This is a genomic window from Actinoplanes sp. CA-131856 (assembly GCF_050956135.1).
Lineage (GTDB): Bacteria > Actinomycetota > Actinomycetes > Mycobacteriales > Micromonosporaceae > Actinoplanes.
Window position 1 is genome coordinate 10,065,665 of the sequence record NZ_CP191849.1, and the last position, 22,761, is coordinate 10,088,425.

23 protein-coding genes are annotated in these 22,761 nt (G+C 70.5%); 11 read left to right on the forward strand and 12 right to left on the reverse strand.

The window, feature by feature from the left end; genetic code table 11:
* Positions 1–13 precede the first annotated feature (13 nt).
* Positions 14–886, reverse strand: a complete 873-nt coding sequence (locus tag ACQP2X_RS46350; RefSeq protein WP_498692550.1) for a PhzF family phenazine biosynthesis protein — start codon at positions 884–886, stop codon at positions 14–16.
* A 27-nt stretch (positions 887–913) separates the two neighbouring features.
* Between ACQP2X_RS46350 and ACQP2X_RS46355 the strand changes: the two genes are divergently transcribed.
* Genes ACQP2X_RS46355 through ACQP2X_RS46365 form a run of 3 tightly spaced genes read left to right on the forward strand, consistent with a single transcriptional unit; the run spans position 914 to position 3,913 of the window.
* Complete coding sequence (locus ACQP2X_RS46355) at positions 914–2,200, forward strand: magnesium transporter MgtE N-terminal domain-containing protein (RefSeq protein WP_498692551.1); 1,287 nt, start codon at positions 914–916, stop codon at positions 2,198–2,200.
* On the forward strand, positions 2,197–2,742 hold the full coding sequence (locus ACQP2X_RS46360; protein WP_498692552.1) for a DUF1003 domain-containing protein: 546 nt from the start codon (positions 2,197–2,199) through the stop codon (positions 2,740–2,742). The genes ACQP2X_RS46355 and ACQP2X_RS46360 overlap by 4 nt, the downstream gene beginning before the upstream one ends.
* Before the next feature lie 22 nt (positions 2,743–2,764).
* Positions 2,765–3,913: an Mrp/NBP35 family ATP-binding protein gene (locus ACQP2X_RS46365; protein ID WP_498692553.1), complete on the forward strand. Its 1,149-nt coding sequence runs from the start codon at positions 2,765–2,767 to the stop codon at positions 3,911–3,913.
* 36 nt (positions 3,914–3,949) lie between these two features.
* Here ACQP2X_RS46365 and ACQP2X_RS46370 read toward each other — a convergent pair whose 3' ends face one another.
* Together ACQP2X_RS46370 and ACQP2X_RS46375 are read right to left on the reverse strand one after the other, a co-directional pair.
* On the reverse strand, positions 3,950–4,363 hold the full coding sequence (locus ACQP2X_RS46370) for a twin-arginine translocase TatA/TatE family subunit (protein ID WP_498692554.1): 414 nt from the start codon (positions 4,361–4,363) through the stop codon (positions 3,950–3,952).
* Positions 4,364–4,433: 70 nt separating this feature from the next.
* The gene (locus ACQP2X_RS46375; RefSeq protein ID WP_498701272.1) at positions 4,434–5,702 is read right to left on the reverse strand and encodes a S1C family serine protease; all 1,269 of its coding nucleotides are present in this window, start codon (positions 5,700–5,702) and stop codon (positions 4,434–4,436) included.
* 247 nt (positions 5,703–5,949) lie between these two features.
* Between ACQP2X_RS46375 and ACQP2X_RS46380 the strand changes: the two genes are divergently transcribed.
* Entirely contained in the window at positions 5,950–6,522 is a 573-nt protein-coding gene (locus ACQP2X_RS46380; RefSeq protein WP_498692555.1) for an O-methyltransferase, read from the forward strand.
* On the opposite strand, the gene ACQP2X_RS46385 is transcribed toward ACQP2X_RS46380, so the two are convergent.
* Positions 6,499–7,887, reverse strand: a complete 1,389-nt coding sequence (locus ACQP2X_RS46385) for a leucyl aminopeptidase family protein (protein WP_498692556.1) — start codon at positions 7,885–7,887, stop codon at positions 6,499–6,501. The genes ACQP2X_RS46380 and ACQP2X_RS46385 overlap by 24 nt on opposite strands.
* Positions 7,888–7,964: 77 nt before the next feature.
* Positions 7,965–8,132, reverse strand: a complete 168-nt coding sequence (locus tag ACQP2X_RS46390) for a DUF3117 domain-containing protein (protein WP_014694782.1) — start codon at positions 8,130–8,132, stop codon at positions 7,965–7,967.
* Between the two features lie 259 nt (positions 8,133–8,391).
* On the opposite strand from ACQP2X_RS46390, the gene ACQP2X_RS46395 reads away from it, so the two are divergent.
* The 3 genes from ACQP2X_RS46395 to ACQP2X_RS46405 all read left to right on the forward strand — a co-directional run bounded on the left by ACQP2X_RS46395 (position 8,392) and on the right by ACQP2X_RS46405 (position 10,923).
* Positions 8,392–9,201 carry a PaaX family transcriptional regulator gene (locus ACQP2X_RS46395; protein WP_498692558.1) on the forward strand — a complete coding sequence of 270 codons (810 nt, stop codon included), beginning with the start codon at positions 8,392–8,394 and terminating at the stop codon, positions 9,199–9,201.
* A complete protein-coding gene (locus ACQP2X_RS46400) occupies positions 9,198–10,031 on the forward strand; it encodes an enoyl-CoA hydratase-related protein (RefSeq protein WP_498692559.1) in 834 nt (277 codons plus the stop codon). The genes ACQP2X_RS46395 and ACQP2X_RS46400 overlap by 4 nt, the downstream gene beginning before the upstream one ends.
* Positions 10,032–10,128: 97 nt before the next feature.
* Entirely contained in the window at positions 10,129–10,923 is a 795-nt protein-coding gene (locus ACQP2X_RS46405; protein WP_498692560.1) for a S1 family peptidase, read from the forward strand.
* Positions 10,924–10,975: 52 nt separating this feature from the next.
* Here the strand turns inward: ACQP2X_RS46405 and ACQP2X_RS46410 are convergent, their stop codons facing one another.
* Together ACQP2X_RS46410 and ACQP2X_RS46415 are read right to left on the reverse strand one after the other, a co-directional pair.
* On the reverse strand, positions 10,976–11,506 hold the full coding sequence (locus tag ACQP2X_RS46410) for a hypothetical protein (protein ID WP_498692561.1): 531 nt from the start codon (positions 11,504–11,506) through the stop codon (positions 10,976–10,978).
* 13 nt (positions 11,507–11,519) lie between these two features.
* Positions 11,520–12,119: a DNA-3-methyladenine glycosylase I gene (locus ACQP2X_RS46415; protein WP_498692563.1), complete on the reverse strand. Its 600-nt coding sequence runs from the start codon at positions 12,117–12,119 to the stop codon at positions 11,520–11,522.
* Positions 12,120–12,266: 147 nt separating this feature from the next.
* On the opposite strand from ACQP2X_RS46415, the gene ACQP2X_RS46420 reads away from it, so the two are divergent.
* Positions 12,267–12,974 carry an ISL3 family transposase gene (locus ACQP2X_RS46420; RefSeq protein ID WP_498692565.1) on the forward strand — a complete coding sequence of 236 codons (708 nt, stop codon included), beginning with the start codon at positions 12,267–12,269 and terminating at the stop codon, positions 12,972–12,974.
* Positions 12,975–13,019: 45 nt separating this feature from the next.
* On the opposite strand, the gene ACQP2X_RS46425 is transcribed toward ACQP2X_RS46420, so the two are convergent.
* From ACQP2X_RS46425 to ndhC, 3 genes are all read right to left on the reverse strand, one after another.
* Positions 13,020–13,511, reverse strand: a complete 492-nt coding sequence (locus ACQP2X_RS46425; RefSeq protein ID WP_498692566.1) for an SRPBCC family protein — start codon at positions 13,509–13,511, stop codon at positions 13,020–13,022.
* Positions 13,508–13,978: a DivIVA domain-containing protein gene (locus tag ACQP2X_RS46430; protein ID WP_498692567.1), complete on the reverse strand. Its 471-nt coding sequence runs from the start codon at positions 13,976–13,978 to the stop codon at positions 13,508–13,510. The genes ACQP2X_RS46425 and ACQP2X_RS46430 overlap by 4 nt, the downstream gene beginning before the upstream one ends.
* A gap of 69 nt (positions 13,979–14,047) precedes the next feature.
* Positions 14,048–14,425, reverse strand: coding sequence for an NADH-quinone oxidoreductase subunit A (gene ndhC, locus ACQP2X_RS46435; protein WP_498692568.1), 378 nt, complete (start codon positions 14,423–14,425; stop codon positions 14,048–14,050).
* A 285-nt stretch (positions 14,426–14,710) separates the two neighbouring features.
* Between ndhC and ACQP2X_RS46440 the strand changes: the two genes are divergently transcribed.
* Both ACQP2X_RS46440 and ACQP2X_RS46445 read left to right on the forward strand, forming a co-directional pair.
* Positions 14,711–16,489, forward strand: a complete 1,779-nt coding sequence (locus ACQP2X_RS46440; protein WP_498701274.1) for a 2-oxoacid:acceptor oxidoreductase subunit alpha — start codon at positions 14,711–14,713, stop codon at positions 16,487–16,489.
* A complete protein-coding gene (locus ACQP2X_RS46445; protein ID WP_498692570.1) occupies positions 16,482–17,486 on the forward strand; it encodes a 2-oxoacid:ferredoxin oxidoreductase subunit beta in 1,005 nt (334 codons plus the stop codon). The genes ACQP2X_RS46440 and ACQP2X_RS46445 overlap by 8 nt, the downstream gene beginning before the upstream one ends.
* Here ACQP2X_RS46445 and ACQP2X_RS46450 read toward each other — a convergent pair.
* Positions 17,483–18,496: a potassium channel family protein gene (locus ACQP2X_RS46450; protein ID WP_498692573.1), complete on the reverse strand. Its 1,014-nt coding sequence runs from the start codon at positions 18,494–18,496 to the stop codon at positions 17,483–17,485. The two genes, ACQP2X_RS46445 and ACQP2X_RS46450, sit on opposite strands and share 4 nt — an antisense overlap.
* A 120-nt stretch (positions 18,497–18,616) precedes the next feature.
* Between ACQP2X_RS46450 and ACQP2X_RS46455 the strand changes: the two genes are divergently transcribed.
* The gene (locus ACQP2X_RS46455; RefSeq protein WP_498692574.1) at positions 18,617–19,108 is read left to right on the forward strand and encodes a phospholipase; all 492 of its coding nucleotides are present in this window, start codon (positions 18,617–18,619) and stop codon (positions 19,106–19,108) included.
* Here the strand turns inward: ACQP2X_RS46455 and ACQP2X_RS46460 are convergent.
* Positions 19,098–21,776 (reverse strand): adenylate/guanylate cyclase domain-containing protein, encoded by a 2,679-nt coding sequence (locus ACQP2X_RS46460; RefSeq protein ID WP_498692575.1) that lies wholly within the window; start codon positions 21,774–21,776, stop codon positions 19,098–19,100. The two genes, ACQP2X_RS46455 and ACQP2X_RS46460, sit on opposite strands and share 11 nt — an antisense overlap.
* Positions 21,777–22,761: the final 985 nt, after the last annotated feature.

Genomic DNA, 22,761 nt, shown 5'->3' on the forward strand with positions numbered 1-22,761 from the left:
CATGCGGCGGCGCTCAGCCGACGAACGGCGGTACCGCGATCTGGCCGGAGGCCACCGGCCAGACATGGCCGGCGACTGTGGCTGATGTGGCTGTGCCGGCGGCCGCGGTGACCGTGCACTCAAGGCGGGACGGGCGTTTCATCTCTATGCCCTGGTGGACGCGGTAGGACGACGTGCCTTCGGCCGGGAGCAGGCCGGCGTCGACCAGCCACACGCCCAGGGCCAGGGCCGCCGAGCCCGTGGCCGGGTCTTCGGGGACGGCGCCGCCGGGGATGAAGACCCGGGCGTGGGCCTCCGACGTTGCCGGGTCCCAGGCGACGACGCTGAGGTCCGTGATGCCGTACGACTCCGCCGCTTGAAGGTTGATGCTGATTTTGGCCAGTGCCTCACGACGTACGGGAAACAGCACCCAGTCCAAGCCGCACCCGGCGGAACGTGGGGCAGCTCCCGCATGGTCCTCGGCCGTCAGGCCGGTGACCGCCAACAGGTGCTCGACCGGAATCCGCTCGCCCAGCGAAGGCGTTCCTCCCGTCAGCGTCGCTGAGCCCTGCGGTGTGACCGTGAGCGGCAGCAGGCCGGCGCCGCACTCCTGGATCACGTCACCGGGCGGGAACAGGCCTCGGCGCATCGAGGTCACCGCGGCGCCCACGCTCGGGTGACCCGCGAACGGGATCTCCGACTCCGGAGTGAAGATCCGCACACGATAGGTGGCGGCGGGGTCTTCGGGGGTAATGACGAATACGGTTTCGGAGAGGTTGAACTCGCGGGCCAGCGTGTGCATCTGGTCTGCGGCGAGGGCGTCCGCGCCGTAGACGACCGCGAGCGGGTTGCCCGCGAAGGGGCGATCGGTGAACACGTCGACGATCTCGTACGCCACTCCTGACATGTCCGGACCCTAACCTAGGCTGAAGGCGTGACCATGGGGACGAGGGTTTATGTAGCCCGCCTCGCCGGTCTGCCCGTGTTCGACCCCAACGGGGACCGGGTCGGGCGGGTCCGCGACGGCGTGGTCCGTCTGCGCACCACCACCCGGCCGCCCCAGGTCGTCGGGCTGGTGGCCGAGATGGCGCTGCGCCGGCGCATCTTCCTGCCGATCGGGCGGGTGACGTCGATGGACGCCGAGAACGTGGTGCTGGCCAGCGGGGTGCTCAACCTGCGCCGCTTCGAGAAGCGGCCCAACGAGCTGCTGGTCATCGAGGATCTGCTCGACCGCCGGGTCGAGGTGGTGCCCGAGCACGGCGAGGGCGCGGCCACCCCGGGGACCGTCGTCGACATCGGGATGGATCTCAACCGGAACAACGAGTGGCTGGTCACCCGGGTCGCCGTGCGGGAGCACACCGGGCGGCTGACCCGGCGCGGGCACATCTTCCAGGCCGAGTACGAACGGGTGCGCGGGCTGGTCGGGCCGACCGACACGCAGGGCACCTCGAACCTGCTGGCCCTGCTCGAGCAGATGCGCCCGGCCGACATGGCGAACGCGCTCCAGGATCTGCCGGACGCCCGCCGTAACGAGGTGGCGGCCGCGCTGAGCGACCGGACGCTGGCCGACGTGCTCGAGGAGCTGCCCGAGCACGATCAGGTGGAGATCCTGGTCCGGCTCGACCGGGAGCGGGCCGCCGACGTACTGGAACGCATGGATCCGGACGACGCGGCCGACCTGCTGGCCGAACTGCCCAAGGCCGAGCAGACCGTGCTGCTCGACCTGATGGAGCCGGAGGAGGCCGACCCGGTCCGGCAGCTGATGAACTACCGCCCGGGCACGGCCGGCAGCGTGATGACCTCGGAGCCGGTGATCCTCACGCCGGACACGACGGTGGCCGAGGCGCTGGCCCGCATCCGGGAGCCGGAGCTGTCGCCGGTGGTCGCCGCGCAGGTTTTCGTGGCGCGGGCGCCGTCGGCCACGCCGAGCGGGAAATACCTCGGCATGGTGCATTTCCAGCGGCTGCTGCGGGAGGCCCCGTCGTCGATCCTCGGCGGCATCGTCGACAACGACATCGAGCCCCTGCGTCCCGACGCCCCCCTCGCCGAGATCATCAAGCGGATGGCGACGTACGACCTGGTGGCGATGCCCGTGATCGACTCGACGCGCCGGCTGGTCGGCGCGGTCACCGTCGACGACGTGCTCGACCATTCGCTGCCGCGTGACTGGCGTGAGCGCGACAACCTCGGCGTCGACGACACGGATGAGGTCGTGCTGTGACCGAGCCGCGGCGGGACCGCCTGGACCAGCCCGTCGAGCCGGGACGGGTGCGGCTGCCCCGGTTCAACCCGGAGGCGTTCGGGCAGTGGTCGGAGAACATCGCCCGTTACATGGGCACGGCCCAGTTCATCGTGTGGATGACACTGGTGATCGCCGTCTGGTTCCTCTGGAACACGCTGGCGCCGGAGGGGTTGCGCTTCGACCCGTACACCTTCACGTTCCTGACCTTGATCTTGTCGTTGCAGGCGTCGTACGCGGCGCCGCTGATCCTGCTCGCGCAGAACCGGCAGACCGACCGGGACCGGCTGGCGATGGAGGAGGACCGGCGGCGGGCCGCCATGCAGAAGGCCGACACCGAATATCTGGCCCGGGAGATCGCCTCGCTGCGGATCGCGCTGGGTGAGGTCGCGACCCGCGACTTCCTGCGCTCGGAGCTGGCCCGGCTGGCCGACGAACTGGACGAGGCGGCACACCGGCGGGAGAAGCGGGCGCGCTCCGACTGGGAGGAGGACCGCAAGGACTGGGACGCCGAACGCCCGTAAGGGGCGACGTAGCATGGCATCCATGTCCGCTCCCGCCTCCACCATCGAGGACGCGATTCAGGCCGCTCTGGCCACGGTCGACGACCCCGAGATCCGACGCCCGATCACCGAACTCGGCATGGTCAAGGGCTTCACTGTCGCCGACGGCTCGGTCCGGGTCGAGTTGCTGCTCACCGTGGCCGGCTGCCCGCTGCGCGACAAGCTGAACAACGACATCACGGCCGCCCTGACCAAGATTCCCGGCATCTCCTCGGTGAGCATCGACTTCGGTGTGATGACCGAGGAGCAGCGCAAGGCGCTGCAGAGCACGCTGCGCGGTGGTTCCGCTGGAGCGGAACCGGTCATTCCCTTTGCCCAGCCCGGCTCTCGCACGAGGGTGTACGCCGTCGCGAGCGGCAAGGGCGGCGTCGGCAAGTCCAGCGTCACCGTCAACCTGGCCGCGGCCCTGGCCAAGCGGGGCCTGTCGGTGGGTGTGATCGACGCCGACATCTACGGCCACTCGGTGCCCCGCATGCTGGGCGTCGAGGCCCGGCCGACCCGGGTCGAAGAGATGATCATGCCGCCGCAGTCGCACGGCGTGAAGGTGATCTCGATCGGCATGTTCACGGCGGGCAACGCGGCCGTGGTGTGGCGGGGCCCGATGCTGCACCGGGCGCTCCAGCAGTTCCTGGCCGACGTCTACTGGGGCGACCTCGACGTGCTGCTGCTCGACCTGCCGCCGGGCACCGGCGACGTGGCGATCTCGCTGGCCCAGCTCCTGCCGAACGCCGAGATCCTCATCGTCACCACCCCGCAGACGGCCGCGGCCGAGGTGGCCGAGCGGGCCGGGGCGATCGCCCTGCAGACCCACCAGCGGGTCATCGGCGTGGTCGAGAACATGTCGTGGCTGGAGCTGCCGGACGGCTCGCGCATGGAGGTCTTCGGCGCGGGCGGCGGGCAGACCGTGGCCGACTCGCTGACCACCACGATCGGCGCCTCGGTGCCGCTGCTCGGCCAGGTGCCACTGGACACCCGGGTCCGCGAGGCGGGCGACGCCGGCGACCCGATCGTGCTGGCCGCCCCGGACGCGCCCGCGGCCAAGGCCCTCGACGAGGTCGCCGCCAAGCTGGCCGTCCGCCGAGACTCCCTGGTCGGCAAGCCGCTCGGATTGTCGGTAACAACCAGAAAGTAGCGATCGCCGCCCGCGGAGCGAAGCGGAGCCAGCCAGCTACGTAGCGTCCAGGTCCAAGGTTCGCGCCTTCGGTGTCACCGCTGTCGACGGTGAGGCCGGGGGCGCTTTCTTGATGTCGGCGGCGTCGGCGACGTCGGTCAGGTCGGCCTTCACGCCGCTCAGGTCGGACTTGACGTCCTCGAGCAGGCCCTGGAGCGGCTTGCGGATCGCCGCTTCCTCGTCCTCGCTGATCAGATGCTTGCGGATGAACGCCTTGGGGTGAAGGTCCTGTAGCTGCAGGTCGGTGCCGAGTTCGCGGTTCAGGTCGCTCGTCGCGTTCTGCGCCATGGCACGCAGACCCCGCAGCATGCGCATGCCGTCGCCGATCACCTTCGGCAGCCGCTCGCCGAAGATCAGCAGCGCCAGCAGCAGCAGCGCGCCGATCTCCCACCAGTTCAGGTTTTCGAACATGAGGGCGGCCTCCCTTGTCTCCGCGCCCAGACTACGCACGGAACCTGTCAGGTGGCAGCCCTGAAGTGGTTCAGTTGGAGTCCGCGACCAATGTCACGGAGGCCGTCTGGGTCTTGGTGCCGCGACGGTACTCCACGGAGACGGTCGAGTCCGGAGCGTACTTGCGCACCAGGGCGATCAGATCGGTGCCGTCCTCGACCGCGTGCCCGTCGATCTTCGTGACCACGTCGCCGGCCTTGAGGCCCGCGGCGGCGGCCGGGCCCGAGGGCTCGACCGAGCGCAGCCGGGCCCCGGTGGCGCTGGTGCCGCCGGTGGCGACCTCGGCGCCGATCACCGTGCGCCGGGCCTTGCCGGTGTCGATGATGTCGCCGGCCACCCGGCGGGCCTGGTTGATCGGGATGGCGAAGGCCAGGCCGATGTTGCCGGCCTCGGTGTCGGTGCCGCCGACCGAGCGGATCACCGAGTTGACCCCGACCACCTGGCCGGCCGCGTTCACCAGCGGACCGCCCGAGTTGCCCTGGTTGACCGCGGCGTCGGTCTGGATGGCCGCGTAGTAGCGGGTCGGGCCGCCCGACTCGCCGCCGGCCTCGATGGTGCGGTCGAGGGCGCTGACGATGCCGGCCGTCACCGTGTTCACCAGGGCCAGCGGAGAGCCGAAGGCAAGCACCGGGTCGCCCACCGCGATCGAGTCGGAGTTGCCGATGGCGACCGGGGTGAGGTTCGACTTGGCGACCTTGATCACGGCGATGTCGGACTCGGGGGCCCGGCCGACCACCTTGGCGCTCGCCGTGGAGCCGTCGCTGAACGCGACCGACATGGTGTCGTCGTCGGCGCCCTCGACCACATGGTCGTTGGTGATCACGTAGCCGTCCTTGGACACCACGAAGCCGGAGCCGATGGCGCCGGTCACCCGGACGGTGACCACGCTGGGCAGCACCTTCTTGGCCACGCCGGCCAGCGAGTCGGGGGCCCGGTTGGCCGCGGCCGGCGGGTCCTCGGCCGGGGCTCCCAGGCTCGACGCGGCGCCCCCGCCGACCCCGCCGCGCACGGCGAAGACGTAGCCCAGGGTGCCGCCCAGGCCACCCGCGAGCAGCGCGGTGACCAGGCAGATCAAGAGAATGGGGGTGTACGACCGGCGCGGCGCGTCCGGGTCGGCGACCGGCTCCGGCTGCGGGCCGGGGGCCTGCGGGCCGCTCTGCACGACGACGGCGGCCGGAGCATACGGGTCACGCCAGGGATCGGCCATCGAACCCGACCACAGCGCGTCGGACGGCCAGGGCGTGGGTGGTTGACCATTGGCAGGCGGCGGAGTGGGACGCGCGTTCCAACCGTCGGTCACGTCGGTGCCTCCACTCATGTTCCGCCCGGCTCCCCCTCCAGGATGACACGGATCCCCCGTGCCGCCTCTCCCCGGCCCTTTTATCCCATCGACGGCCGGGTGCGTGCTAAGCGGGCCTCCGCATACTCTTTATGCGCATCCTCACCAGCTCCGGAGGTTCGTCATCGTCCCGTCAGCCCGCTCGATCGGTCCCCAGCCGGCCACCAATGGTTCCCAGTTCGCCGAGGCGTACGCGGACGAGGACATCGTGCTGCAGACCGCGCGCAGCCTCGCCCACGAGGTCGGCCTGTTCAGCGTCACCCCGGCCGCCGGGTCCGTGCTGCGCCTGCTGGCCGCCGCGGGCAGCGCCAAGGCCGTGGTGGAGATCGGCACCGGCACGGGGGTGAGCGGTGTCTGGCTGCTGCGGGGCATGCGGCCGGACGCGGTGCTCACGACCATCGACGTCGAGAACGAGCACCAGCGGATCGCCCGGCGGATCTTCGCCGAGGCCGGGTTCGCCCCGTCGCGCACCCGGATCATCACCGGGCGGGCGCTCGACGTGCTGCCCCGGCTCGCCGACGGGGCGTACGACCTGGTCTTCGTCGACGCCGACCCGACCGAGTTCGGCGCCTGCGCCGACGAGGCGCTGCGGCTGCTGCGCCCGGGCGGCGCGCTGGTGATCAACGGCGTGCTGGCCGGTGGCCGCATCGCCGATCCGTCGGCCCGCGACGTCGAGACGCTGACCATCCGCGAGACGGTCCGTTCGGTGCGCGAGTCCGAGGAGTGGATCCCCGCGGTGATCTCGTCGGGCGGCGGGTTACTGACCGCCGTCAAGCGCTGAGAGATAGCGCAGCAGGGTCCGGGCGCCCCAACCGGTGGCGCCGCGCGTGGTCTCCAGCTCCAGGGTGTCGCTCCAGGCGGGCGCGGCCATGTCGATGTGGGCCCAGCGGTCCGCGTACGGCCCGAGGAAGTCGCGCAGGAACAGGGCCGCCACCACGGCGCCGGGTGAACTCATGGGCGAGCTGTGCCGGTCGGCCACGTCGCTGCGGAGCAGCTCGCGATATTCGGCCGGGAGTGGCATACGCCACATTCTTTCCCCGGCCCGCTCGCCGGCCGCCCGCAGAGCGGTGGCCAGCTCGTCGTCGTCGGTGAAGAGGGCGGAGATCTCGGGACCCAGCGCGACCTTCTGCGAGCCGGTCAGGGTGGCCAGATCGATGATCACGTCGGGGTCGAGGCCCTCGACGGCGTAGCCGAGCGCGTCGGCCAGCACCAGGCGGCCCTCGGCGTCGGAGTTGGTGGTCTCGGTGGTCGTGCCGTCGTACTGGGTGATCACGTCGCCCGGGCGGAACGCGGAACCGCTCATGGCGTTCTCGGCCAGCGGCATCAGCGCGGTGATCCGCACCCGCAGGCCGAGGTCGGCCGCGCCGAGCGTGGCCGCGGCCACGGCGGCCGCGCCGGCCATGTCGTTCTTCATCCGCTTCATGCCCTCGCGGGTCTTCACCGAGAGGCCGCCGCTGTCGAACGTGATGCCCTTGCCGACCAGCACCACGTGGGTGGTCGCGCCGGGCGGCTGCCAGGTCATCTCGACCATGCAGGGCCGCCACTTCGAGCCACCGCCGACGGCGCGCAGGCCACCGAAGCGCTCCAGGGCGGCGCCGGCGTGGACGCGCACCGCGATGCCGGGCCGCCGGGCCGACGCGCCGGACATCTCCTCGGCGAACCAGTCCGGGATCTTCACGTTCGGTGGGGTGTTGGTGAGGTCGCGCGCGAACCAGGTGGCGCGGGCGGCTATCTCGGCCCGGGCCAGGCTCCGGGCGTACACCTGGGAATTGGTCGTGACCAGATCGACCGGAACGCGGCGAGGCTCCTCGCGGGCGTCGCGATAGCGGTAGCCGCCGAGCCAGAGGCCCTCGGCCAGGTCGCGGACGTCCGCTTCGCCGTCGACCAGGATCTGCAGCGGCTCGGCGCACTCGCGCACGATGGCCGCACCGGCGGCACGCCAGCCGGAGGTCACGTCGACCAGCAGGACTTTCGCCGGACGGCTCAGCGGCCGGCGCAGGACGATCACAGGATCGGGACGGTCACCCAGAGCGGCGATCTCCTCACCGAGGGCGCCGTCGACGTGCGACAGTGGACCCGACGAGCCGATCGGCACCACGCGGGTCAGGCCGTCGTCGAGGTGGTCGGTCAGCCGGATCGGAAACACGAGAGCATGACCTTTCTCGAAGACGTGGAAAGCCCGCCGGTACGGGCGGTACCGTACCGGCGGGCTCGCGTGAAACGTCAGCCGGCGATCGACTTCAACGCGTCACCCAGCGCGCTGGCCTCGTCCGGAGTCATCTCAACGACGAGACGGCCACCACCTTCCAGCGGGACACGCATGACGATGCCCCGACCCTCCTTGGTGACCTCCAGCGGACCATCGCCCGTCCGCGGCTTCATCGCCGCCATCTTGTCTCCCCTCAGACCCACATCAGGGTGTCGGTGGGTTGCCCCACAGCCACTTGTCAACGGTCACGTGCTCAGCCCCACGTGACGTGGTACCTCGTATCCGACCGGCGGCCGAGGGGCCTTTGCGCGTCATCACGCAGAGCGGCCCACCGTGCCGATCAAACATTTTCCCTGATGAACACCGGCGAACCCAAACCCAGCCCGGGCGGATGTGACAGCGTCTAGCATATCGCCTTTCGGGCTGTCACAATGTGCGGTCATGCAGGCGCGGTCCGCACTCTTCGACCTGTACGGCGACTATCTCCGCCCGCGAGGCGGGCGCGCACCCGTCGCGGCCCTGGTCAAGTTGCTCGCGCCACTCGGCATCGCTCCTCCCGCTGTGCGCACCGCGGTGTCCCGCATGGTGCGCCAAGGCTGGTTGCACCCTATGCGATTGGTCTCCGGACCGGGATATCTGCTGACCCCGAAAGCCGCCCGCCGGCTCGACGAGGCGGCGGCGCGAATCTACCGGACCGGCCGCATGAGCTGGGACGGCAAGTTCGACCTGATCCTGCTGCACGGCCCGCTGGCCAAACGCGACGCGGCCCGGCTGACCTTCCTCGGCTACGGATCGCTGGGCGAGCACGCGTGGGTCGCACCCCGGGCCACCGAGGAGGTGGACACGGTGCTGACCGACGCCGCCGTGCCGTACGAGCGGTTCAGCGCCGCCCACGCGGCCGGCTCACCGGGCGCGGCCGAGGTGGTCGGCAAGGCGTGGGACCTGCCCGAGCTGGCCCGCTCCTACGAGGATTTCGTGTCCGACCTGAGACCCGTCGTGACCACGGTGAACGCGCGCAGCAGCGACGAGGAGGCGTACGCGGCCCGGTTCCGCCTCGTGCACTCGTGGCGATCGTTCCTGTTCCGTGATCCGCAGCTGCCCACCTCGCTGCTGCCGCCGCGCTGGCCGGGCACGAGCGCGGCCGGATTCTTCGACCGCCACGCGGCCCGGCTGCGCCCCGCGGCCGACCGCTATGTGGAGCGCTGCCTGCAATCCGTGACTCGCGCCCGTGTGGGATTCTCAGACACATGACCGCCATCCAACCGCCCCACCCACCGCCCTTGAACGGACTGAAGACCGACTCCCTGCTCGTCGACCGCACCGACGCCGTCGTCACCCTCATGCTCAACCGGCCGTCGGCGATGAACGCGCTCGACATCGACCTCAAGGAAGCGCTGCGCGACACGCTGGCCTCCCTCGAGTCCGACAAGTCCTGCCGGGCGATCGTGCTGGCCGGGGCCGGCAAAGCCTTCTGCGTGGGCCAGGACCTGCGCGAGCACGCCGAGCAGCTCGAGTCGGGACGCACCGATCTGGACACGGTGCGGGTGCACTACAACCCGATCGCCCAGCGGCTGGCCAGCATGCCCAAGCCGGTGGTGGCGGCGGTGCGCGGCATGGCCGCCGGTGCGGGCGCGTCGCTGGCCCTGCTGGCCGACTTCCGCATCGGCGGGCCGAAGACGGGCTTCCTGATGGCCTTCGCCAACGTGGGCCTGGCCGGCGACAGCGGGGTCTCGTGGTCGCTGCCGCGGATCGTGGGGCACGCGCGGGCGCTGGAGCTGCTGCTGCTGGCCGAGCCGGTGCGGGCCGAGGCGGCGTACCAGATGGGCCTGCTCTCGCGGTTGACCGAGGACGACGAGCAGGTGCTCCCGGTCGCCCAGGAGCTGGCGGCCCGGCTCGCGGCCGGCCCGACGGTGGCCTACGGCGCGATCAAGCGGGAGCTGTCCATCGGCGACGCCGGCACGCTGTCGGACGCGCTGGCGGCCGAGGCGCAGGCCCAGGCCATCTGCGGCGCGACGGCCGACCACAAGAACGCGGTGGACGCCTTCGTGGCCAAGCAGAAGCCGGTCTTCGAAGGCCGCTGATATGACGGTTTTGGGATCACCACATTCATAAGGCTCGATGCCTACGCTCCTCCCGACGCGTCCTACCGGGCGCGCGTACCCCCGTGGGAGGGCCGAAATGGTCAAGTGGCGGATCTTCTTCGGCGCGGCGATGGCCGCGCTGACCATGGCGGCGGGCGGCGCGATCGCGTCCCCGGCCGCCGCGGCGTCGGTCGACCCGACGCCGTCCGTCGTCGGCGGCACGCGCGCCGCTCAGGGTGAGTTCCCGTTCATGGTGCGGCTGTCCATGGGCTGCGGCGGCGCCCTCTACAGCCCGACGCTGGTCCTCACGGCGGCCCACTGCGTGAGCGCCACCGGCACCAACACGTCGATCACGGCCACGCTCGGCGTGGTCGACCTGAACTCGACCAGCAAGATCACGCGTAAGTCGAACTACGTCCTCCGCGCGCCCGGCTACAACGGTTCCGGCAAGGACTGGGCCCTGATCCGCCTGGCCAGCCCGGTCACCGGCCTGGCCACGCTGCCGATCGCCACGACCACGGCCTACGACTCGGGCACCTTCACGATCTCCGGCTGGGGTGCGGCCCGCGAGGGCGGCGCGCAGCAGCGCTACCTGCTCAAGGCCACGGTCCCGTTCGTGAGCGACGCGACCTGCAACTCGTCGTCCATGTACGGCGGCGAGGTCATCGCGAGCAACGAGATCTGCGCCGGCTACACCGCGGGCGGCGTCGACACGTGCCAGGGCGACTCGGGCGGCCCGATGTTCCGCCGCGACGCCGCGAACGCCTGGATCCAGGTCGGCATCGTCAGCTGGGGTGACGGGTGCGCCCGCCCGAACAAGCCGGGCGTCTACACCCAGGTGTCCTACTTCGCGTCCGCGATCCGCTCGGCGGCCACCTCACTGGGCGGCTAGCGCCGAACCGGGTGCCGCGGCGCCGTGCCACCAACCGGCGCCGCGGCATCCGTCAGTCCTCGTCGTCTTCTTCCTCGGGGTCCTGGTTGGCTTCCACGCCCAGGACGAAGGCCTGCATGGCCAGCTCGTCGCCCGACGGCCAGACGTAGGTGGGTAGCTCGGCGGGGCCCAGCTCCAGGACGTGGGACCAGAACTGGCGTACGGCCTCGGCGGGAGTCGCGGCCTCGATCGGGAGGGCCACGCTGACCAGCCAGGTCGGGCGGTGCGGGCCCGTGGGCTCGGCGCCCAGGGCGGTCGCGAAGCGGCGGAACGTCTCGGCGTCGACCGGGACCACGTCGCCCTCGGTCAGGCCGGTGGCCGGGACCGGGTCGTCGAACGAGCGGCGCAGGTACGTCAACACCAGCTCGTGGCCCTCGGTCTTGGCGGCCCGGGCGAGTGCCACCACGTGGCCGTCGGCGACCAGTAACACCTCGTCGTCCGGCGCCACCTCGGACGCGCCCCCCGACACCGTGACGGTGTCGTGGTGGAACAACCTCTCGTCGGCCCACCTGTCCGCCGGAATGATCACCGCCCACTGACCCATGGGCTCCATCCCATCATGCGCCGGGGTGTGCCTTGAGCGGTGGGACCCAACAACCCGCCACATGGTCGTCGACCATGCCCGTGGCCTGCATCAACGCATATGCCGTGGTGGGGCCCACGAAGCGGAAGCCGCGCTTCTTGAGGTCTTTGGCCATGGCCGTGGAGGCCGGGGTGATGGCCGGGACGTCGGCCCGGGTCTTGGGGCGGGCCGGGCGCGGGTCGGGCGCGAACGACCAGAGCAGCTCGGTGAGCCCGCCCGCCAGGTCGGCGGCGGCGCGCGCGTTGGCGATCGCGGCCTCGATCTTCATCCGGTTGCGGACGATGCCGGGGTCGGTCATCAGGCGGGCCGCGTCGGCGTCGGAGAACGTGGCCACCTTGTCGATCGAGAAGCCGGCGAAGGCGGCCCGGAACGCCGGCCGCTTGCGCAGGATGGTGATCCAGGAAAGACCGGACTGGAACGCCTCCAGGCACAGCCGCTCGTAGAGCGCGTCGTCGCCGCGGACCGGCTTTCCCCACTCGTCGTCGTGGTAGGCCGCGTAGTCGGGGCTGGAGCCGCCCCAGAAGCAGCGGGCGCGGCCGTCGAGGCCGATCACGAGCCCGGCGTCATCTGTCATGGCGACCACCGTAGAGCCGCCGTACGACAAAAAGGGTTCTACTGACGCTTGTGTGGGTGGTTTCAGGCAGTAACGACAGCGCACGCCGTTGTCCCGCTTAGGTTCTGGCTTGTCGAAGGTCAGAACGGTAGATAGCGGGACAACGGCGTGCGTAATACCAGGGTATGGGCTCGGCTGCTCGGACTTCGGAAAGCAGTCGTTGAGCGTGTCGAGTTCGACGAGCAGCAGGGGATCCGCGAAGCCGTCACGGAACACTGCCCGCGAGCGATCCGCTGCGCGGACCCGTTCCACGTGGTCGCCTGGGCCACCGATGCCCTCGACGAACAACGCCGCACCGTGTGGAACCAAGCCCGTGGCCACGCACGGGGCACTACCCGCGCCAACAACCGCAACCACCGCCCGCGCGGTGACGTGAAAACCCTTAAACGCGCCCGCTGGGCGCTCTGGAAGAACCCCGAAAACCTAACCGAACGCCAGCACGAACAGTTGGCCTGGATCGCTAAGACCCACCCCGCCCTGCACCGCGCTTGGGCGTTGAAAGAAGGACTGCGCACCGTCTTCGCGATCGCCCACCGCGATCCCGGCGAAGCAGTCGAAGCCCTCGACCGGTGGATCAGCTGGGCACGCCGCTGCCGGCTTGCTCAGTTCGTCAAACTCGCCCGAAGCATCACCCGTGACCGCGACGCGATCATCGCGACCATCACCAACCGGCTGTCCAACGCCCTGGTCGAATCAACGAACACCAAGATCCGGCTCATCATCCGCCGAGGCTTCGGCTTCCACTCAGCCCACGCGATCATCGCCCTGGCCATGCTCACCCTCGGCGGTCACCGACCAGAGCTACCTGACCGATGACCCCGAAACCACCCACACATCGATCACAAGAGCCACAAAAAGCTCTCAGGGCAGTTTGCCCTGTTCCACGAGGCGGCCGAACTTCTTCAGGGCGCCGGTGAAGCTCAGCTTGGAGCCGGGCCAGAGCACCGGCCACGCGATCTTGCCGACCGGGCCGGCCGGCAGGTGGAACCACTCGTGCAGGACCACCTGGGTGCGGTCGCCGGACATGGCCGTGCAGCGCATCGACCCGGGCCCGCGCAGGAAGCGGCCGCAGTGCACGACGCGTACCTCATAAGGCGCGTTGACCTTGACCACGCGCAGCTCGTCGCGGAGCGCGGCCGGGCCGATCGCGGTGATCGCCTCGACCAGGCTGCCCTCGCCGCCGTCGCCCTCGACCACGCGCACCTTGGTGAACGGGATCCACTCGGACTGTTTCTCCCAGCTCAGAAACGCCGCGAAGACCCGCGGGGCGGGCGCGTCGACGATGACCGTGGCCGTGACCTCACCGGTGCCGGGCTTGGCGGCGTCGCCCAGGCCCGGGTCGGTCGCGCTCACTGCTTGGCCACCGGCTCGTCGGCCGGGACGGTGGTGATCTCGATGACCGGCTCGGTCGCGGGCGCCGCCTCGGCCGGGGGCGCCGGTGCCGGCGCGGGCGTGATGGGCGCTATGGCCGCCTCGCGGGCGCGGCGGAGCACGTCGGCGTCGGCCACGCGGCCCTCGCGCAACGCGGTCACCTCGGCCTCGAGCACGCCGATGAGCTCGCCCTTATATCCGATGTCGTACGCCGCGCGCTGGAGCGCCTGGTCGACCTGGGCCATGCGGTAGCCGCGCCAGGCGACGTCGAACTTGGTGTGGGTCACGTCCTCCTCACCGAGCGGCCGGTCGCTGGGCAGCGGCACGGCCCGGCCGTCCGGCTCGACCGGCGTCAGCGCGCTGTCGTTGCCACCGATCATCACGGTCACGCCGAACACGATCGCGGCCACGACCAACGCCACGACGATGAAGAGGAAAAGCTGGCCCATGCGCAAGATGTTGGCACGCCGCGCTGTGCGTGGCGAGCCCGCCACCCCGACCGGTACGCGGGTGTGATCTCAGGTCCAGGTGAGGATCTTTTTGCGCCAGGCGTAGAGGATGCCCAGGGACAGCACCGCCACGAACACCCCCATCTCGGTCACCGTGGTCAGGCCGAAACCCGGCAGGTCGAACACGACCGCCCACGGGAAGAGAAAAACGGCCTCAACGGCGAAAAGCACATAGAGGTACGCGTAGACGTAGTACCGGATCTGCGCCTGCGCCCAGTCGCCGCCGACGGGGTCGATGCCGCTCTCGTACGAGACGAATTTGCCGGCGGGCTGGGCCGGGTCGGCCGGGCGGAGCAGCTTGTTGGCCGCGAAGGCGCCGACGAAGACCAGCACGCCGGCGGCGGCCACCAGCCCGAGCGTGGCGTACGACCCGAGGTAACCGTCCACAACCACGGAGCCTAGTCGAACCCCGTAGGTGGCACTCGCCCGCCGGATAGTGGACTCTTCTGGTTCATGCAAGCCTCACCTGGCTACTGTGGTCAACGGCTCACGCCCGGTGAGTAAGGAGCGCCGACGTAGTCTGGAAGTGACTAGTTCTGCGGGCCGGCTCATAGATGATCACCCCCGGCCGGCCGGCAACCTTTGGAGGTTGGGAACGTGTCCGCTGGAGCGAAACGGGTCGAGCAGTTGGACCGGGTGGTCATCCGGTTCGCGGGCGACTCGGGCGACGGCATGCAGCTGACCGGTGACCGATTCACATCCGAGACGGCCCAGCTGGGCAACGACATATCGACGCTGCCCAACTTTCCGGCCGAGATCCGCGCCCCCGCAGGCACCATGCCGGGCGTGTCGAGCTTCCAGGTGCACTTCGCCGACTACGACATCCTCACGCCCGGCGACGCGCCGAACGTGCTGGTCGCCATGAACCCGGCCGCCCTCAAGGCCAACCTGGCCGACCTGCCGCCCGGCGCCGACATCATCGTCAACACCGACGAGTTCACCAAGCGCAGCCTGGCCAAGGTCGGGTGGGCGGCCAACCCCCTCGAGGACGGCTCGCTGGGGGAATACGCGGTTCATCCGGTCGCCCTGACCTCGATGACCGTGGGCGCGCTGGCCGATCACGGCATCTCGAAAAAGGACGCCGAGCGGGCCAAGAACATGTTCGCGCTGGGCCTGCTGAGCTGGATGTACTCGCGCCCGTTCGAGTCGACCATCCGGTTCCTGGAGCGCAAGTTCGCCAAGCGCCCCGAGCTGGTGGCGGCCAACAAGGCGGCCTTCCAGGCCGGCTGGAACTTCGGTGAGACCACCGAGGACTTCGCGGTGCGCTACGAGGTCAAGCCGGCCAAGATGCGCCCGGGCACCTATCGGAACATCACCGGCAACCAGGCGCTGGCGCTCGGCCTGGTCGCCTCGGCCGTCCGGTCCAAGCTGCCGCTGTTCCTGGGCGCCTATCCGATCACCCCGGCCTCGGACATCCTGCACGAGCTGTCGAAGCACAAGAAGTTCGGCATCACGACCATGCAGGCCGAGGACGAGATAGCCGCGATCGGGGCGGCGCTGGGCGCGTCGTACGGCGGCGCCCTGGGTGTGACGACCACGAGCGGGCCCGGTGTGGCGCTCAAGGGCGAGACGATCTCGCTGGCCATCGCGCTGGAGCTGCCGCTGGTCATCGTCGACGTGCAGCGGGCCGGCCCGTCGACCGGCATGCCGACCAAGACCGAGCAGGCCGACCTCAACATGGCGCTGTTCGGCCGGCACGGCGAGGCGCCGCTCGTGGTGATCGCGCCGAAGTCCCCGTCGGACTGCTTCCACGCGGCGATCGAGGCGGCCCGCATCGCGCTGACCTATCGCACGCCGGTCATCCTGCTCTCGGACAACTACGTGGCCAACGGCTCCGAGCCGTGGCTGCTGCCGTCCGCGAGCGAGCTGCCCGACCTGTCGGTCGAGTTCGCCACGGCGCCGAACGGCGAGGACGGGCGCTTCCTGCCCTACCTCAGAGATCCGGAGACCCTGGCCCGCCCCTGGGCCATCCCGGGCACGCCGGGTCTGGAGCACCGCATCGGTGGCCTGGAAAAGGCCGACAAGACCGGCGACATCTCGTACGACCCGGCCAACCACGAATTCATGGTGCGCACCCGGGCCGCGCGGATCGAGGCCATCGAGGTGCCCGACGTCGAGGTCGAGGACGCCGACGAGGCGGCGCGGGTGCTGGTGCTGGGCTGGGGTTCGACGTACGGGCCGATCGGCGCCGCCTGCCGTGCCCTGCGCCAGCGGGGGCTGCCGATCGCCCAGGCGCACCTGCGGCATCTGTCCCCGTTGCCGGGCAATCTCGGTGAGGTGCTGAAGGCGTACGACAAGGTCGTGGTCCCGGAAATGAACCTCGGGCAGCTGGCCCAGGTGATCCGGGCGCGCTACCTGGTCGATGTTCTGCCCTTCAACCAGGTCAGCGGTCTGCCGTTCACGGCCGCGACGCTGGAGAACATGCTGGAGGACGTGGTCAAGAATGGTTGATCTGAAGCTCACGGCCAAGGACTTCAAATCCGATCAGGAGGTCCGCTGGTGCCCTGGCTGCGGTGACTACGCGATCCTGGCCGCGGTGCAGGGCTTCATGCCCGAGCTCGGCATCCCGCGCGAGAACATCGTCTTCGTCTCCGGCATCGGCTGCTCGTCGCGCTTCCCGTACTACATGAACACGTACGGCATGCACTCGATCCACGGTCGGGCGCCGGCCATCGCCACCGGCCTGTCGGCGTCACGGCCCGATCTGTCGGTGTGGGTGGTCACCGGCGACGGCGACGCGCTCTCGATCGGCGGCAACCACCTGATCCACGCGCTGCGCCGGAACGTGAACCTGAAGATCCTGCTGTTCAACAACCGGATCTACGGGCTGACCAAGGGGCAGTACTCGCCGACGTCCGAGCTCGGCAAGATCACCAAGTCGACGCCGGCGGGCTCGGCCGACTCGCCGTTCAACCCGCTGTCGCTGGCCCTGGGGGCCGAGGCGACCTTCGTGGCCCGCACGATCGACTCCGACCGCAAGCACCTCCAGTCGGTGCTGCGGGCGGCGGCCGACCACCAGGGCTCGGCGTTCGTCGAGATCTACCAGAACTGCAACATCTTCAACGACGGCGCGTTCGAGCTGATCAAGGACGCGAGCAGCCGGGACGACCACCTGATCCGGCTCGAGCACGGTCAGCCGGTCACCTTCGGGGCCGACAACCAGTTCTCGGTGATCCACCCGGCCGGCGGTTTCGGGCTCAAGGTTCAGGAGGGTGGCGAGGCCATCGTCCACGACACCTCGGTGGACGACCCGGCGTACGCCTTCGCCCTGTCCCGCCTCTCCGGATCCGACCTGGGCACGACGCCGATCGGGGTCTTCCGTGACGTGCACCGGCCCACGTACGACGAGTTGATCGCCAAGCAGCTCAACGACGCCAAGACCGACGGCTCGCCCGATCAGATGCTGGACGACCTGCTCAACGCCGCCGACACCTGGACCATCCTCTAAACCGTCACATCGACGTTGGCCTCGTCGTCCCTTATGTAGACGAGCATGTCGCCGGTGTCGATGCTCAGGGCCTGCTCACCGCCGAGCGGCAGCACCTTGCCCCGGCGGATCAGGGCGACCACCAGCGTGCGCAGCTCGCGCGGGTTGCGGCCGACCTCGGCCCGCTCGGCGCTGCGCATCGCCAGCGCCATGCCCTGACCCGGGGTGAGCAGGTCCTCCACCACGTCGATCAGCGGCGGCGCGGTGGTGGTGAGGCCGAGCAGGCGGCCGGCGGTGGCCGACGAGACGATCACGTGGTGGGCGCCGCTCTGCTTGAGCAGCGCCGAGTTCTCCTGCTCGCGGACGGCGGCGATGATCCGCACCTGTCCGGCGGTCAGTTGCCGTACGGTCAAAGTGATGAGAACCGAGGCCTCGTCGCTGTCGGTGGCGATGATGACGGCCTTGCAGTTCTTGACGTCGGCCTCGAGCAGCACGGCCGAGCGGGTCGCGTTGCCCTCGATGGTGGCGAGCCCGTTGGCCGCGGCCTGGCGTACGCCGTCGGGCCTGTTCTCGACCACGACGATGCGCGACTTGTCGTAGCCGGTCTCCAGGAGGGCCGCGACGGCGGCCCGGCCCTTGGTGCCGTAGCCGCAGATGACGATGTGGTCCTTCAACTTTCGCCTCCACCGGCTGACGCGCAGGCTGTTGCGGTACTGATCGGTGAGCACCTCGAGGGTGGTGCCGACCAGGATGATCAGGAAGAGCACGCGGGCCGGGGTGATGACCAGGATGTTGACCAGGCGGGCGTGCGGGGTGACCGGCGTGATGTCGCCGTATCCGGTCGTCGAGAGCGACACGACCGCGTAGTAGAAGCAGTCGAGCAGGGTGAGGCCGTCCTCGTTGACGTCCCGATAGCCCGCGCGACCAGCGTAGATGACCACGACCGTGGAGACGACGAGCGCGACCGCCAGCGCGAGCCGGACGGCGAGCGCGCGAAGGGGCCCTTGACGGACCCGAGGTAGATGGATCATGTGACTCCCCGCACGTGACACACCATAGCGACCGGCACGCGACAAGGTTTGATTCGGCAGGATCCGAAAATGCGCAAGCGCGTCGTTGTATCCACGGCCGGCGATTGAACAGCCTGAGCCATGACGCGACGCATTGTGGTAGTCCTCGCCCTCATGGCCGCCATGCTGATCCCCTCGCTGCCGGCCTCGGCCACCGTCGACCGGCTCTCCGTTCTCGCCGCCTGGACCCAGCCGACCGCGGCCAGCACGGCCGCCTGGAACAGCGCCCGGCTCGACCGGGAGAAATGGGCGGCGTACGGCTTCGACTGGACCACCGACTACTGCTCGGCCAGCCCGGAACGGCCGCTCGGCTTCGACTTCACCAACGCGTGCGTCCACCACGACTTCGGCTATCGCAACTACAAGGACGCGGGCCTGTTCGACCAGAACAAGGACCGGGTCGACGACACCTTCCACGCCGACATGAAGCGTGTCTGCTCGGAGTACCGCTCAGTGGCCCGTTCGGCCTGCTACAGCGTCGCCTGGATCTACTACCAGGCCGTGCACGTCTTCGGCTCGCTGGCCAAGGTGCGCGGCGCCGATCTGGACCGAGCCTCCACGATCATGCGCTGACCTGGGCGAACCTCGTCGCACCCTCCTCCAGATCCGGGTGTTCGACGGCCAGGGCCATCGCGACGATCCGGTCGAAACCCAGACCGACACCTTCGGCGTACGCGGCGTCGAAGGCGGCATCCCCCAGCGCGCTCCGCAGCGCCAGCTGCCGTGCCGACCAGAACCGCCCGAACATCTCGGTGCGGCGGGCGCCCTTGGCCGCCTCGGCCCCGCCGAACAGAATGGCGGCCGAGGTGGCATCGCCGCCGAGGGAGCAGCGCACGGCGATGGCGGCGACCGCGTCGGCCGCCGCGCCCCGGAAGCCGTGCCGCAGCCGTGAGCGGAGCGCGACCACCAGGTGATCGTGCGCGGCGACCAGGTCACCGCGGCGCAGGGCGACCATGCCGAGCAGCCAGTCCACGGTCCGCCGGCCCCGGTCCCCGGGGCGGCTCGCCTCCCACTGGCGGGCGCCGCCGAGCAACTCGGACGCCTCGGTGAGCGCGTCACGGCGCCACAGCAGCTCGGCCAGGGCGATCACGGCGGGCATGGCCGCCTCGGGCACACCGCGCCGCTCCGCGGTCGCGATCACGTCGCGGCAGAGGAGCTCGGCGTCGTCGTACCGCCCCGCGTCGAGCAACGTGGCCCGGTGACCGGCCATGGCCCGTACAAGAAGGCCTGGATCGTCCTCGGCCAGGGCCTCGGCCCGTTCGAGGAAGCGGGTCCGCTCGGCCTTGTCGGCGGCCAGGCCGGCGTGCACCAGATAGGCGTCGGCGACGACAGCGCGCTCGACATCGGCCCCGTCGAGCCTCCGATAGAGCCGGAACAGCAGGTCACGCCCCTCGCCGGCGCCACCGTGCTCACGCCACCACGGGTCGAGGGCGATGGCCAGGCGCAGTCCCGCCCGGACGCTGCCGTGGGTGGCGGCCCAGCGCAGGGCGGCCTGCCACTCGGGGACATAGGGCGCGAAAGCCGTCAGGCTCACCGTCCGGGGCTGCCCGTCGGTGTCGACGGCGACGCTGTCCAGCATGTGCAGCGACCAGGCGGTGTGCCAGTCGCGTGCCTCGCGCTCGTCACCGCCGGCCACGAGCCGGCGGGAGGCGAAGGCACGGACCGGCCCGGACAGCCGGTAGCGGGGCCCGGGAACGACGTCGACGAGAGAATTGTCGGCGAGCTCGCCGAGAGCGCCGAGGGCCTCGGCGCTGCACCACTCCACGATCCCGAGATCGACCGAGTCGGCGAAGACGGCCAGACGGCGGAGCAGGCCTTGGGCCTGAGCGGTGAGCCGCCGGTAGGACCAGTCGAGGTTGGCCTCGAGGCTGTCGTGCCGGTCCGCGGCCTCGGCCTCGGCGGGCGTCTCACGCGACGCGCCGGTGGGCGTCTCGCGCGGCGCGTGGGTGGGGTCAAGAGCGGCTAGCGGATCATCGAGCCGGGAGGCGAGCTGCGAGGCCGAGAGGAGCCGCAGCCGGGCCGCCGCGAGCTCGATCATCAAAGGCGAGCCCTCCATCCGGGCCGCGACCTGAGCGAGATCGCCACCGTCGTCCCCGCCCCGGGCGGCCGCGGTCCTCTCACTGAGCAGCGCGAACACATCGGCCGGGGACATCGGCGGAATCCGCCAGACATACTCGCCGGGCACACCGACCGGCGCCCGCCCGGTGACGAGCACCCGGACACCAGGGCACCGGGCGAGAAGCCGCCGGATCAGCGTCGCGATCTTCGCGGCCTCGGCGGTCTGCAGCACGAGAAGCATCCGCCGCTCGGCGCAATGCTCGAGCAGCGAGTCGAGAATCGGCCGCCCCGGCTCGCTGCGCACGCCGAGAACCTCGGCAAGGCCTTCTTCAGCGCCGACGGCATCGACGGTCCAGACCCCTTGTGGGTACGCCGTGAGCACCTCCGCCGCCACGGCAAGAGACAGCCGCGTCTTGCCGGCGCCGCCGCTCCCCGTGATGGTGACGACGCGGTGGCGCCCCACGAGCTCGGCCACCTCGGCCACCTCGGCGCGCCTCCCGACGAAAGGGCTGAGCTCGGCCGGGAGATTGTGGAGGGGCGCCTTCTGAGTACGCGGCGGCGGAAAGTTCCCGCCCAAGCCGGGCGCCAGGACCTGAAGGAGCCGCTCCGAGTCGTCGAACCCGCGGAGCCGGTGCTCCCCCAGGTCGAGCAGCTCGATCCCGCGCAGGTCGGTGGCGGAAGCCGCCGTCAGCATGGGTGCTGTATGGACGGTCGTTACCGATATTTCGGATGTGAGCCGAACGGCCCGGGCGGTGGCGCCGGAGCAGAGAATCTGCCCGCCGTGGGCCGCGGCCGAAACGCGGGCGGCGCGGTGCACCTCGATGCTGGCGTACTCACCGCCGCGCTCCCCGCAGGTCGGCCGGGCCCACCCCGTATGCATCCCCATCCGCACCCGCGGTGCGACCTCCGGGCTGAGCCAGTCGTGTGCGGACAGTCGCCGCTGCGCTTCCGCGCAAGCCGCCACCGCCGCCGCCGCATCTTGGAAGACGATGAAAAAGGAGTCACCCTCAGTGAAAAGCTCAACACCATCGAAGTCACGCAGAGCAGCGCGCATCACTGTGCGGTGATCGTTGAGAACCGCGCCGTAGTCATCGCCGAGCATCCGGGCCAATCGCGTCGAGCCCTCGATGTCGGTGAACACAAAGGTCACCAGCCCACTCGGCAGCTCGGTTCGTCCCGACACGGTGGAACCTCCGCCCCCTTCGGCAAGTCGCGATCTCATGCTGCCGTATCACAGCGTCACCGGCCATCGTAGAAACGGACGGTAACCATCCGCCCGCTGCGGCCGACCCCGGACGGAGGACACCCGCAGGGGTCATCGACGTTTCCACACGGCACTACGCGTGACGTAACGAAATGGATCGAGCCAAGACACGCCGCGCTCGGTCAGTTCCTCCCGCCCGTTCGGCCACCCCCGCGAGAGTCACTTTGTGCGACGCCCCCGACACGCGCGCCGGGCCGCCTCGGCCCAGCGTTTTCCCAGCTAACAGCCCCTGCGGCATCGCGTCACGCCATTTCCCGCCTCCCGTCACCCGCCGGAGAAGGCCAGGTTCGTGGAATTAGCCACAATCAAGCGTCCGACCAGGCCAGACACCAAGATCAGCCAGCCCGGGCCGGATTGGTGATTGCCCCCTTAGAGGACTATTCGCTGCGAAACGCCGACCGCCAGAACCGGATGACCATCGAGGCCCCCACAGCCGACTGGCGCAGCGAGGACGGGCGCCGCAAGGAGCGGCGGCACACGACGGCGCGCCGCGCAAGACGGAGGGCCGCGCAAGACGGAGGGCCACGCAAGACGGAGGGCCACGCAAGACGGAGGGCCACGCAAGGCCGAGGGCCGCGCAAGGCGGAGGGCCGCGCAAGGCCGAGGGCCGCGCAAGGCGGAGGGCCGCGCAAGGCGGAGGGCCGCGCAAGGCGGAGGGCCGCGCAAGGCGGAGGGCCGCGCAAGGCGGAGGGCCGCGCAAGGCGGAGGGCCGCGCAAGGCGGAGGGCCGCGCAAGGCGGAGGGCCGCGCAAGGCGGAGGGCCGCGCAAGGCGGAGGGCCGCGCAAGGAGAGGCGGCGCAGGAAGTGGCAGAGCGTCGACCGGAGGACCCCGCGAGGACGAGGACGGCGCAGGGACGTGAGGGCGGCGCGGAGCCGGCCATCGCGGAACGGGCCACCGCTGGGGG